This window comes from Pseudoalteromonas sp. UCD-33C, from assembly GCF_001306895.1.
In the GTDB taxonomy this organism is placed as follows: Bacteria; Pseudomonadota; Gammaproteobacteria; order Enterobacterales; family Alteromonadaceae; genus Pseudoalteromonas.
The window spans coordinates 155,082-167,935 of record NZ_LJTB01000005.1; the positions used below are offsets into that span (position 1 = coordinate 155,082).

12 protein-coding genes are annotated in these 12,854 nt (G+C 41.6%); 7 read left to right on the forward strand and 5 right to left on the reverse strand.

The window, feature by feature from the left end; all coding sequences use genetic code 11:
• Window positions 1–19 precede the first annotated feature (19 nt).
• Both murU and AOG26_RS12305 read right to left on the reverse strand, forming a co-directional pair.
• The gene (gene murU / locus AOG26_RS12300; RefSeq protein WP_054562768.1) at window positions 20–676 is read right to left on the reverse strand and encodes an N-acetylmuramate alpha-1-phosphate uridylyltransferase MurU; all 657 of its coding nucleotides are present in this window, start codon (window positions 674–676) and stop codon (window positions 20–22) included.
• Window positions 673–1,674 (reverse strand): aminoglycoside phosphotransferase family protein, encoded by a 1,002-nt coding sequence (locus AOG26_RS12305; protein ID WP_054562769.1) that lies wholly within the window; start codon window positions 1,672–1,674, stop codon window positions 673–675. The genes murU and AOG26_RS12305 overlap by 4 nt, the downstream gene beginning before the upstream one ends.
• 103 nt (window positions 1,675–1,777) lie before the next feature.
• Between AOG26_RS12305 and lptD the strand changes: the two genes are divergently transcribed.
• From lptD to AOG26_RS12340, 7 genes are all read left to right on the forward strand, one after another.
• Complete coding sequence (gene lptD, locus AOG26_RS12310) at window positions 1,778–4,024, forward strand: LPS assembly protein LptD (protein WP_054562770.1); 2,247 nt, start codon at window positions 1,778–1,780, stop codon at window positions 4,022–4,024.
• Window positions 4,025–4,060: 36 nt separating this feature from the next.
• Entirely contained in the window at window positions 4,061–5,353 is a 1,293-nt protein-coding gene (gene surA, locus AOG26_RS12315) for a peptidylprolyl isomerase SurA (RefSeq protein ID WP_054562771.1), read from the forward strand.
• A 5-nt stretch (window positions 5,354–5,358) separates the two neighbouring features.
• Window positions 5,359–6,351: a 4-hydroxythreonine-4-phosphate dehydrogenase PdxA gene (pdxA, locus tag AOG26_RS12320; protein WP_054562772.1), complete on the forward strand. Its 993-nt coding sequence runs from the start codon at window positions 5,359–5,361 to the stop codon at window positions 6,349–6,351.
• A complete protein-coding gene (rsmA, locus tag AOG26_RS12325; protein ID WP_054550997.1) occupies window positions 6,348–7,154 on the forward strand; it encodes a 16S rRNA (adenine(1518)-N(6)/adenine(1519)-N(6))-dimethyltransferase RsmA in 807 nt (268 codons plus the stop codon). The genes pdxA and rsmA overlap by 4 nt, the downstream gene beginning before the upstream one ends.
• Window positions 7,138–7,527, forward strand: a complete 390-nt coding sequence (apaG, locus tag AOG26_RS12330) for a Co2+/Mg2+ efflux protein ApaG (RefSeq protein ID WP_054550996.1) — start codon at window positions 7,138–7,140, stop codon at window positions 7,525–7,527. The genes rsmA and apaG overlap by 17 nt, the downstream gene beginning before the upstream one ends.
• Window positions 7,528–7,533: 6 nt before the next feature.
• Window positions 7,534–8,349 carry a symmetrical bis(5'-nucleosyl)-tetraphosphatase gene (locus AOG26_RS12335; protein WP_054562773.1) on the forward strand — a complete coding sequence of 272 codons (816 nt, stop codon included), beginning with the start codon at window positions 7,534–7,536 and terminating at the stop codon, window positions 8,347–8,349.
• Window positions 8,350–8,490: 141 nt separating this feature from the next.
• The gene (locus AOG26_RS12340; RefSeq protein ID WP_054562774.1) at window positions 8,491–10,506 is read left to right on the forward strand and encodes a methyl-accepting chemotaxis protein; all 2,016 of its coding nucleotides are present in this window, start codon (window positions 8,491–8,493) and stop codon (window positions 10,504–10,506) included.
• A gap of 152 nt (window positions 10,507–10,658) precedes the next feature.
• On the opposite strand, the gene AOG26_RS12345 is transcribed toward AOG26_RS12340, so the two are convergent.
• The 3 genes from AOG26_RS12345 to cgtA all read right to left on the reverse strand — a co-directional run bounded on the left by AOG26_RS12345 (window position 10,659) and on the right by cgtA (window position 12,830).
• A complete protein-coding gene (locus AOG26_RS12345; protein ID WP_054562775.1) occupies window positions 10,659–11,036 on the reverse strand; it encodes a DUF3718 domain-containing protein in 378 nt (125 codons plus the stop codon).
• A 79-nt stretch (window positions 11,037–11,115) separates the two neighbouring features.
• On the reverse strand, window positions 11,116–11,595 hold the full coding sequence (folA, locus tag AOG26_RS12350) for a type 3 dihydrofolate reductase (protein WP_082401652.1): 480 nt from the start codon (window positions 11,593–11,595) through the stop codon (window positions 11,116–11,118).
• Between the two features lie 80 nt (window positions 11,596–11,675).
• Window positions 11,676–12,830, reverse strand: coding sequence for an Obg family GTPase CgtA (gene cgtA / locus AOG26_RS12355; protein WP_054562776.1), 1,155 nt, complete (start codon window positions 12,828–12,830; stop codon window positions 11,676–11,678).
• Window positions 12,831–12,854: the final 24 nt, after the last annotated feature.

Sequence of the window (12,854 nt, forward strand, 5' to 3'; positions counted from 1 at the left end):
TGGCAAACCTCTGTTGTTATTACAAAGCGAAACGCTGATTGATTTCGTCGAGCCTGGCTGGTGTGCCAATGTCATCCCATTGCCCCAAATAAAGCTCAGTCGAAACTTGATGTTCACTGAGCTTTTCTCGCAAAATGGGCCCAAGTGGACGAATACCTGCGCTGAGACCTTTAAAGAAATCAGCATGATAGCGACTTATACCGGAAAAAGTATACTTTTGACTATCTGGGCTTAGGTGACTCAGTGCAAAATCACCATCAGGGTTATGCGCGGGATTTTCAACAAGTACAATATGCGCCTCCCCTGCTTGCAGATGAAGCTGCATCAACGAAGTCACATCATAATCAGTAAACACATCACCATTGATGACAATAAATTGCTCACCCAATAACGGCAATGCTTGAATGATGCCCCCGGCGGTTTCAAGCCCCCCAGCCTGCTCTTGGCTATAAGTGATCGATACACCAAACTGCGAACCATCAGCAAAATACTCTGTTATTTTGTCACCTTGCCAGGCAAGGTTAATGACAATATCGGTAATGCCTGCTTGGCGTAAGTTATTAATATGATGCTCTAATAATGGCTTGCCGTTAATCTTTAGCATCGGCTTTGGCATCGTTTCTGTTAGCGGCATCATGCGTTTACCACGGCCCGCCGCTAGGATCATTGCTTTCATTTGGACTCTTTCGTTAATCGCTGCTTAGTCTGTGGAATAATAGTCTGCTCTATCCACTGGCCAAGGGCTGTTAACTCTGGGTATTCTTTACTGACATTACTAATGTATGTAAGGGTTGGCAGCACATTATTCAAATAACCAGACTTACCGTCACGTAATTTTAAGCGGCAAAATATACCTGCAGCTTTTAAATGACGCTGCACGCCGGTTAAGTCAAACCAGCGCTTAAACATCGCAAATGAGGTGTCTTGCAATAGCTGTTGCTCGCTGAATTCGTCATAAGCGTAATGTAAAAGGTAATCTAGCTCTTGCTCTGGTAACTTGAAATAGCAATCCCTTAATAACGACACAAGGTCATAACACACTGGCCCTTGTACCGCATCTTGATAATCGATAATTGCCCATTGCTGCCCCGTGCGCATAATATTGCGGCTATGGAAGTCTCGGTGCACTGTAACAATTGGTTGTTCAAGGGCATTGTTAACTAATAACTCACAAGCCTGTTGCCACATTTGCTGCTCATCAGCAGAAAGTTGCTCACCAATAAAGTTATCGACTAACCAATCTCTAAAAATGCTCAGTTCAAATTGTAAAAACTCGCCATCAAATACTTTCATGTATTGGGCTGGCGGGATTTGCGCCCATTGTGCACTTAACTTTATTAGATGTTTGTAGTGTAAAGTGCGGTCTTCGTCGCCCAGTAAATCAGCCAAATGAGTATTGCCTAAATCACTCAGCAAGAAGAAGCCTTGCTTTTCATCTGCTTGAAGAATTTTTGGTAATTTAAAGCCATGCTGAGAAAACACTTTATTGAGTTCTATATAAGGCGTGTTATCTAATTTATCTGGATCTGAGTCCATGACAATATAGCTCTGATCACTTGTATTTACGCGGAAATAACGGCGAAAACTCGCATCCCCTGTGATGGCGGCTAATTGATATTCATCCTCTTTAAAATGAGGATTCAAAAACTGCTGTAAACTTTTATAACGATTCATTTAGTAAGATATCTATTTTTCACTAAGTCAATTACTGTATTTGCCATTGTTTTCCTTTATTATGTCTAGCTTATATCCAACCAAAGAGCATTAAGGTCATTAAATGAGCAAAACCTGGGGCATAATGATGCTAAGCGTACTTAGCGCACCATCGTTCGCCGAAACTGAACTGACACACAATTTTTGTGGCACTTCAATGCAAACCAGAGCTTGGCAACCGCTCCCTGGCCTTGAACTTAATATGATCGATATCAAATCCGATGATATTGAACTATTGGGTACCCAAAGCGCAGAATTTACCGGTAATGTAGATATTAACACCCTAACGATGAATTTGTCCGCACAAAGTGCACTGATTGACAAACAACGTGGGTTACTTAATGCAACCGGCCCTATCGTTTATCGCGATAAAGTAAGCCAAATTAATAGTTCTGGGCTCAATGCGGATTTAAATAATTCTGAATTAAGCTTGCTTGGTGCTGATTATAAGCTCACCGACCAACTTGGTCATGGTGGTGCAGAAAAACTAACAGTCAACGAGTCTGGCCTAAACCTGATGAACGCAAGCTTTACTACCTGTCCGGGCGAAACACCGGTGTGGGCAATTGAAGCCGACGAAATTGACTTATCAAGCGAAGATGGCTGGGGCGAGACCCACAATACCGTATTACGGGTATTTGATACGCCAGTTCTTTATGTTCCTTATTTTACGTTTCCGTTAGATGACCGTCGTAAATCAGGTTTATTAACGCCTAACTTCTCAAGTTCAGGCCGCTACGGTATTGAAACTATCACTCCGTATTACTGGAATATTGCTCCAAATTACGACGCCACCATTACGCCGCGCTATATGTCTAAACGCGGTTTGCAAATGATTGGTGAGTTTCGTTATTTAACTGAGCAAAACAACGGTCTCATTGCCGTTGAGTATCTAGATAAAGATGATGAAGAGCCAAATGTTGACTCGCGTTATCTATTCCATTGGCAACAGCAAAGTTACTTTGGTGAAAACTGGCGCGGTAATATCGATATTACTAACGTTAGTGATGATAACTACTTAACCGATTTAAATTCTGGCTATGCGACTCGCACAGACACTCAGTTATACCGTACAGGTTCACTCACCCACTTAGGTGACACTTGGCGCACCAATATTAAGCTACAGAGTTTTGAAGTACTTGGTGATCACCGCGAGTCATATGCGGCGCTGCCACAAATTAGTTTTTCGCAAACTGATGCGTATGATTTTTATGGCGTTGATTTAACCCTTGATGGTGAGCTTAGTTATTTCACGAATGATGACGCAGTTATTGATGAAGCAAGCCGTGTTCACATAGAACCTAAAGCAAGCTTTGGTTATCAAGAATACGCATGGTCATTTTTATCTGAGTTCAGCGTATTACATACTGAATATAACCAGCATGGTGATTTAGCAGGGACAGACTACGACGAAAAAGTCACCCGTACCCTGCCAAAAGTGCGTTTATACAGCCAATTAAATTTTGAACGTGATACTGCGTTTTTCTTCAAAGATGGTATTCAAACTCTTGAGCCACAAATTCAGTACTTGTATACGCCTAATAAAGACCAATCAAATATTGGCCTTTACGATACGGCAAAATTACAAGATGACTTTTTTGGTTTATTTAGAGACCGTCGTTTCTCAAGTATCGACCGTATTGCTACTGCGAACCAATTTACGTTAGGTGCGACTACTCGCTTATTTAGCAATGAAAACGAAGAAGTATTTAATTTCAGCGCAGGCCAAATCTTCTATTTAAGTGATGATGCCAAGCCTACATCACAAGGTATTAATGTTGATACTAACTACAATGCCTTGTTCGCAGCGCAAACCATGTTACATTGGCACCGTCGCTGGTATCTATCAGGTGGTATTCAATACGACACTGATGGTAAAGAAATTATTCAATCAAATATCACCTTAGATTATAAAGGTGACGATAAACAGCTCGTGCAATTGAACCATCGCTATGCAAATGATGTCTCAGGCAATACAATCGAGCAAGTTGGTCTATTTACCAGCATTCCGCTATCGCAAGATTGGCAGTTTGTTGGCAGCTATCACCGCGATTTAGAAAGTGGTCGTAGCATTGAGGTTTTCAGCGGTCTTCAGTATGAATCGTGCTGTTGGGCGTTTCAAATCACAGGCCGTCGTCAAATCGAAACTGATTTAAACCAGGCGATTGGTCAAGAGCAAGCAACCTTTGATACCAGTATTGGCTTCAATATCGTATTAAAAGGGCTTGGAAGTAAAAGCCGTTATGATGCACAAAAATTATTACAACAAGGTATTTTTGGCTATCGTAGACCGTATTTTCTTAATAACTAGTACCGCAGTACTATTAGCAAGAGTATTAGAAAAAGTATGAATTTAAAAAAATTATTTGCATCTGCATTATTAACAGTTGGCCTTTGCCAAAGCGTTTTCGCAAAACCTGTCGAAATTGACAAAGTCGTTGGTGTAGTTAACCAAGGTGTTATTTTACAAAGTGAAGTAGACACCATTATCAATCGCGTAAAAACTCAAGCGCAAGAGCAAGGTCAGCAATTACCTTCTGATGATACGCTTCGCATTCAAGCAATCGAGCGTTTAGTAAACCAAACTCTGATGATGCAACTTGCTGAGCGCATGGGTTTAGAAATCTCTGACTCTCAGTTAGACCAAACACTTGAAAATATGGCTCGTGAGCAAGGCGGTACAATCGCTGATTTACGTCGCACTATAGAGGCAGCAGGCGAGAGCTACCCAGCATACCGTGAAGAAATTCGTAAAGAAATCACCACGCAACAAGTAATGCGTGCGAACGTTGACCGCCGTATTTACATTAGCCCACAAGAAATCGATAACCTTCTTAAAATCATGGAAACTCAAGGCAAGAATGCCGAAGAGTATGATATTGGTCATATCTTGATTGATATCCCAAGTGATGCAACAGCTGATGAAATCACCAGTGCTAAAACACGTGCAGATAAAGTTATCGAGTTTTTAAAAGAAGGCAAAGAGTTCAAGCGTATCGCTATTTCATCTTCTAGCGGTTCAAAAGCCCTTGAAGGTGGTCAGCTAGGTTGGATGAGCATCAACGAAATGCCATCACTATTTGCAGAAGCGGTAAAAGGCCATAAAAAAGACGATATCGTTGGCCCGCTTCGTTCAGGTGCTGGTTTCCACATCATTAAAGTGCAAGATGTTCGTGGTCGCCAAGTTGTTGAAACAACAGAGGTTCGTTCACGTCACATCTTAATTAAGCCTTCTATCATCTTAAGCGAAGAAAAAGCGCGTGACATGCTAAAAGGTTTTGCAAAAGAGCTACGTGAAGGTAAAGCTGACTTTGGTGAACTTGCTAAAGAATACTCTGAAGATCCGGGTTCAGCATTAAAAGGTGGTGAGTACGATTGGACTGATCCAAGCACCTATGTACCAGAATTTAAAAATACCCTGCTTTCTCTAGATAAAAATGAAATCAGCGAGCCATTCAGAACACAGTTTGGTTGGCACATTGTACAGCTACTTGATAAGCGTGTAGCTGATAAAACAGAGCAAGCTAAGCGTAACCGCGCTCACCAACTACTGTTTAATCGTAAATTTAAAGAAGAAAGTTTCAACTGGCAGCAAGAAATGCGTGAACAAGCGCACGTTGATATTTTCCCAACAGAATAAAAATTATGACCATTAGAATTGCAATTACCCCAGGTGAGCCAGCCGGTATTGGCCCTGATTTACTTATCAAGTTAGCCCAGCACCAGTGGGATGCCCAACTGGTGGTGATTGCTGATGGCGCGCTGTTAAAACAGCGCGCTAAATTGCTTGGTTTAGATATTAATTTAATTGACTTCGATGACAGCCAAGCCCCAAGCATTGCCCCTGCAGGCAGCGTTTACTTACATCAAGTAGATTTAGGCTCTGACGTTGAAGTGGGCGTACTTAATGACGCCAATGGTCAATACGTGCTGGATACACTGCGCATTGCCAGTGAAAAAAATATGGATGGTACCTTTGCCGCTGTTGTAACAGGTCCTGTGCATAAAGGGATTATCAACAAAGCAGGTATCTCATTCAGCGGTCACACTGAGTACTTTGCGCAGCAATCGAATACTGCCGATGTAGTGATGTTGTTAGCTACAGAAGGCTTACGTGTAGCGCTTGTTACGACGCATATACCGCTTGCTTATGTATCGCGCGCAATCACCGTTGAACGTTTAAGTAAAGTTGCCACTATTTTAAACCATGACTTACAAACTAAGTTTGGTATTGAAAAACCGCGTATCCTCGTCTGTGGTCTAAATCCACATGCTGGCGAAGATGGTCATTTAGGCACTGAAGAAATTGATACCATAGCGCCAACTTTAGAGCTGTTAAATAATCAAGGCATGAACTTAATTGGACCTTTGCCTGCTGACACCTTGTTCCAAGATAAATACCTCTCGCAAGCAGATGCCGTGCTTGCAATGTATCACGATCAGGGATTACCTGTGCTAAAATACAAAGGTTTCGGCAATTCGGTCAACATCACCCTTGGCCTGCCATTTATTCGCACCTCTGTAGATCACGGTACGGCTCTCGATTTAGCCGGCACAGGTACTGCTGATGTAGGTAGTTTTGAATTAGCGATCCGCGAAGCAATTAAGCTCGCCCATGAAAAAGCACAGAATCAATGACAGATAAAGTACATTTAGGACACCGCGCTCGTAAGCGTTTTGGTCAAAACTTTTTAAACGATGACATGATCATCGACAAAATCGTCACGGCTATCGATCCTAAACCTGAAGACAATTTAGTAGAAATCGGCCCGGGTCTTGGTGCAATCACTGAGCCAGTCGCTGATTTAAGTGGCCACCTAACGGTTGTTGAGCTAGATAAAGACTTAGCTGAACGTTTAACGAGCCACCCATTCTTAGGGCCAAAGTTAACAGTGCATCAAGGCGATGCAATGAAATTCGATTTTAGCTCTTTGATCAAGTCTGACGAAAAGTTAAAGATTTTTGGTAACTTACCATACAACGTTTCGACCCCACTGCTCTTCCATTTATTTGAGTTCGCGGATAACGTAGAGCACATGCATTTTATGCTGCAAAAAGAAGTGGTCAAACGTATGGTCGCAGGCCCGGGCAGTAAAGCCTTTGGTCGCTTAAGCGTGATGACACAATATTACTGTCACGCAATGCCAGTGATTGATGTGCCGCCAGAGTGCTTTAAGCCTGCACCTAAAGTAGATTCAGCAGTTATTCGCTTGATCCCTAAAAAGCCTGAGCAACGTTCAGCTAAAAGCACTAAGTTACTAAACACGGTATGTTTAGAAGCCTTTAATCAACGCCGTAAGACTTTACGTAATAGTTTATCTAACTTACTGACAGCTGAAGAACTAACAAGCATAGGCATTGATATCACTCTGCGTGCTGAAAGCCTATCTTTACAACAATTTATTGATATAGCTAATTGGATTTATGACAACAAGCAGTAATTTAGGTTCTCCAATTAAGGTGTCGGTTGAAACCTTCTATGTAGAAGGTCAATCAGAGCCTGAACAAGATAAATACGTTTTTGCTTACTCAATCACCATTAAAAACCACAGTTTATGCAGTGCTAAGCTATTGAGTCGTTACTGGTTAATTACCGATGCCAACGGCAAAGAAGTGGAAGTACAAGGTGAAGGGGTTGTGGGTGAAACACCTACCATTGCCCCAGGTGAAAGCTACAAATACACCAGTGGTGCAGTGCTTGATACTCCTGTTGGGACGATGCAAGGCCATTACACCATGCGTAACGAATTTGGGACTGAGTTTGAAGCGCCAATCGAGGTGTTTCGTTTAGCTCGTCCAAACATATTGCATTAGGTAATAATGGCTAACTACGCAATTGGTGACTTACAAGGCTGTTATAGTGAATTTGATGCGTTACTAAAACGTGTCAACTTCAACCCAAGCCAAGATCACCTTTACTTAGTTGGCGATATTGTTGCTCGAGGTCCAGATTCACTCGCTTGCCTCGAGCGCCTTCATACTATGCAAGGCAGTGTAACTATTACTCTTGGTAATCATGATTTACACCTAATTGCTTGTCATTATCTAAATAAACCAGCAAATCCAAAAGATAAGCTTGCTGGTGTTTTTGACAGCCCAAAGCTCCCTGAATATATTCACTTTTTGCAACAACAACCATTAGCGATTTGGCTTGAACGCTATGACATGCTGATAAGCCATGCTGGCTTAAATCCAAATTGGTCAATAAAAAAAGCATTAAAACGCGCTCGCTTTGCCGAAAGTTGCTACCAAGGTAGTGATGCCTATCATTACTTTGCCAATATGTATGAACCCCACCCATTAGAATGGCAATCAACGCTACCTAACGAGGCTAAATTTCGTTATATCGTTAATTACTTCACGCGCATGCGCTTCGTTAATTTGCTTGGTGAACTCGATTTCAGCAATAAAACCAGCATTAGTGAAGATAGCTCAATAATCCCTTGGTTTGAGCATCCGAGTATAAGTAAGCTCAAGCAACAGATCACATTTGGTCATTGGGCTGCTTTAGAAGGTAAAGTTAAAGCCGAAAATATTCATGCCCTCGACACTGCCTGTGTATGGGGAGGCGCGATGACCCTCATGGAACTCAGCAAAAAAGACTGTTTTGTCGAAAAATCCCACTCTTTTATCTAAATAAACTGAAAAATAGCTGAACATCTGTTAGATTTATAACAATTAAAGTTAATTTAATTTTAAGCTAATTAAATTTAAATACTTAACTAATTGGCAACCTTGCCGATAAGTGTTGATTAGTACTATTTTCTGGAATTACATATGAACTTGACCGTTAGACAGCGTATTTGGGGTGGCTTTATTGTTATTACGTTACTCCTGCTATTTATTGGTGGTAACTCGTTGATCAGAATTACCAACATTGATCAATCGACACAGCGAGTTAATCAGCTGTCATTACCGGCCCTCGACAAAAGTTATGAGTTGCAGGTTGAATTCATCCTGATGAGTAAATCAGCGCAAGCTAGTTTTTACACTACATCACAAGATGAATTAGCAACTATTCGCAAGAACTTTACCGAACAGAAAAAGCGTTACGATAGCTCTTATCAAGACCTACAACAAATAGTGAGTAACGACCCTAAATTAAAACAAAGCAGTCAAGAAGTTGAGCAAACTTATAAGCGCTTTGCCAAGTCTGTCGATAACCTTTTTAAGGATAAACAAACTCAACTTGAACTTAACAATACGCTGCGCACCCAGCTTGAAGATATTGAGATCAGCGCAGAAGATGCTAACTCTGTTGTGCTTGACATCATTGATATTGATGGTCTTGAAGAGAACCATTCACGTGCCTACCAAGCTGCTAACAACATGGAAAACAACTTCCAGTCGGTAGTGACTAACAGTACCGATATGCTAACGGTTAAAACTCTTAACACGTTAGATATCGTGAAAAACGAACAAGTTTATTACTTAGAAGAAGTTGAGCGCAGCCTTGGCCTTATTCGCCCAGCTATCATTGAAAGTAATGCTGATTTATATAATGACCTAAACAGTTATGTTGAAAACCTTGTAAATAACGTACGTGGCAACAACAGCCTATCAGCAAATAAAAAGCGTTTAATTGATGCAATTGCACAAACTCAAGCTGAACTTGCAAATGCAGAGAAATCAACGACTGAAGCCCTAAAACAACTTAAAGAGCTTGTTGACCAAGCAACTGTACTTGCTTTTGACTTACAGCAAGATGTAAGTGGTAACGTATCTACAGCAACCATCTGGACTTGGATTGCCATGGTTATCGCCACTTTAATTGCAATTGCTGTTGCAGCAATTACTGTTAGCCGTATTACTAAACCACTTTCTGAAGTAAACCGTATTCTTGATATTGTTGCTAGCGGCGATATGACTCAACGCCTAGACGACTCTGCTAAAGACGAGTTTGGTGAGCTATCACGTAGTTGTAATACGCTAATCGAAAGTTTACGTACGCTTATTCAAGGCATTATCTCTCGCTCTACACAGCTTGCAGCTGCATCTGAAGAAACTTCAGCAATCACTGAAGAATCAAGCCAAGCTATTCGTAATCAACAAGCGCAAGTAGAACAAGCTGCTACAGCAACCACGGAAATGAGCAGCACATCACAAGCGGTAAGCAGCAGTGCTCAACAGGCACTTAGTGAAATCAAGAACGCAGATAAAGAAGCTGACCGTGTTAAAGGTATTTCTTCGCAAAACAAAGCGACTATTGAACAACTTGCCCGTGAAGTTGATGATGCTTCACAAGTTATCAATAAGCTACACAAAGATAGCGCATCAATTGGTGGCATCTTAGATGTTATTCGTGGCATTGCAGAGCAAACTAACCTACTTGCACTGAATGCTGCAATTGAAGCTGCACGTGCTGGCGAACAAGGTCGAGGCTTCGCTGTTGTAGCTGACGAAGTACGCTCTCTAGCGAGTAAAACTCAAGAATCGACGCAAGAGATCCAAGCTATGATTGAATCGCTTCAGGTTGGTGCAGAGGCTGCTGTATCGGCAATGTCGAAAGGTAAGCAACAGGCTGAGTCTTGTGTTGAGCAATCAGACCTTGCCAACACAGCCCTTGACTCAATCACAGCAGCCGTTGCACAAGCGCATAATGTAAGTGAAGAGATCTCGACAGCCGCTCACGAACAGCAACAAGTATCGCAAGAAATTAGCGAACGCTTAGAGTCAATTGTGGCAATTGCAGAGCAAACAGCTGAGGGCGCAAACCAAACCAATATTTCAAGTTCAGAAGTTGCTAAGTTAGCCGAAGAACTACGTTTATCGGTAGACGCGTTTAAAGTTTAAGAAGCTGTAAACGAGTTACGAGTTAACAAAGATAGAAGCCGTGTTTGTGAAAACAAACACGGTTTTTTGTATGTATTCACTTTATAAGTGTGTTATTCAGGCACAAAAAAACCGCAACGAGTGCGGTTTCTTAAATTCTATTGGCGTTTCAATTAAAGGCCTGCGCGGTCTTTAATAACAGCGATTAGTGGAGAACCACCGTGGCCGTTTGATTCTGCCCATGCGATGTCTGCACCGTCTGCTAAAGAGCTTTTAGATAAGTTCTTAACGATGTATTCACCAGCATCTGCAGCGCCGCTTTCAATTGCATGACGAAGCATATTGTTGCCGTTACATTTTACAGCATCAAAGATGTTACGAATTTTCACACGTGAGCTTTTAAGCTTACTACGTAAACGGTTTTTATCATCAGCTGCGATGTACTCACAGATAGAAACCGCTAATTGATCATCAGCTTTTGCTGGTGCTGTATACGCAACTGACGCTGAAACAACAGCCGCTGCAAGTAACATATTTGGTAACTTCATCATATTTTGCCCTTATGTAATACTTTCTTCTTACCAAGATTGTGTAATATTGTACCAACTAATTAATTTTACCGCAATAATGTTACGAGTTTTTGTACAGGGTTACAAAAGTATACGAGTAAGGGTTTTTGTTATCAGGCTGATGCTTTTCTTGCTCGGCAACTGTCCAATTAGCAACACTTTCGTAATCTGGAAACTGCGTATCACCGGCCACTTCAAGGTCGATGAATGTTAAGTATAGACGATCTGCTTGAGATAGAAATTGTTCGTATATATTTCCGCCACCTATAATCATTACTTCTTCAACATCAGCAACCAATTCCAGCGCAGCCTCTGGTGAAGTAACCACCTCAATACCTTCAGCTGTGTAATCAGCATTACGCGTGATAATAATATTTTGACGACCTGGTAAAGGCCGACCTATTGATTCAAATGTTTTACGGCCCATGATCACAGGCTTTGCCATGGTTACTTTTTTAAAGTGTTGCAGATCGGCGGGTAAATGCCATGGCATTTGGTTGTCTTGGCCAATTACTCGGTTATTTGCCATAGCAGCAATCATTGAAATTTTCACACTAAACCTTAATACTTTTTTCTTATTAATAAAAAAGGAGCGCATGGCTCCTTTTCAGTTTTAAAATTTTATCGTTGGTAGATAACTTCTACATCGTAGTCATCATCATCCCAGTCGTCATCCCAATCATCATCGTCTTGAGATGTTGCTTTCTGATGATAAGTATCCCACTTAAATTCAACTTCTTCTTTCTCTTCTTCAGCGAATTTCTCTTTCGGCATACTATCAAGTAGCGCCATAATGTCATGACATAGTGCTTGAGTATTTTGCTTATTTGCAGCAGAGATACGGTAAACATTAACCTCTTCACCTAGCTCTTCGGCAATTTCATTACACAGCGCTTCAGCTTCATCTTCTGGTAATAGGTCAATTTTGTTAAATACTAACCAGCGCGGCTTTTCAGCAAGCTTAGGACTATATTGGTGTAGCTCATTAATAATCGCAAAGGCATTATCAACCGGATTTGTGCCATCAACAGGCATAACATCAATGATATGCAGTAATACACGACAACGCTCTAAGTGCTTTAAGAAGCGAATACCAAGGCCTGCACCATCTGAAGCCCCTTCGATTAGACCTGGAATATCAGCAATTACAAATGACTTATTCGCATCTGGGCGTACTACACCAAGATTAGGAATAAGCGTCGTAAACGGGTAATCTGCCACTTTTGGTTTAGCTGCCGAAACACTGCGGATAAACGTTGATTTACCAGCATTTGGTAAACCAAGTAAGCCAACATCAGCAAGTAGCATTAGCTCTAAGCGTAAGCTGCGAACTTCACCAGGTGTACCTAGTGTTTTTTGACGTGGCGCACGGTTTGTACTTGATTTAAAACGTGCGTTCCCCAAGCCATGGAAACCACCTTTTGCAACAACAACCTTTTGACCATGCTGGGTTAAATCACCTAATGACTCTTCAGTATCAACATCAATGATACGTGTACCAACAGGCACCTTAAGCGTTAAATCAGCGCCTTTTTTACCAGTCATGTTACGGCTTTGGCCATTTGTGCCGCGCTCTGCTTTATGAAAACGCTCAAATTGGTAATCAATTAACGTATTTAAGTTTTCATCGGCTTGTAGATAAACGCTGCCGCCATCGCCGCCGTCGCCGCCATCAGGACCGCCATCTGGTACATATTTTTCACGTCGGAAAGATACGACACCGCTGCCGCCATCACCCGCGTCACAACGAATTTCTACTTCATCTACAAACTTCATGATTACTCACTTTAAGATTGGCTT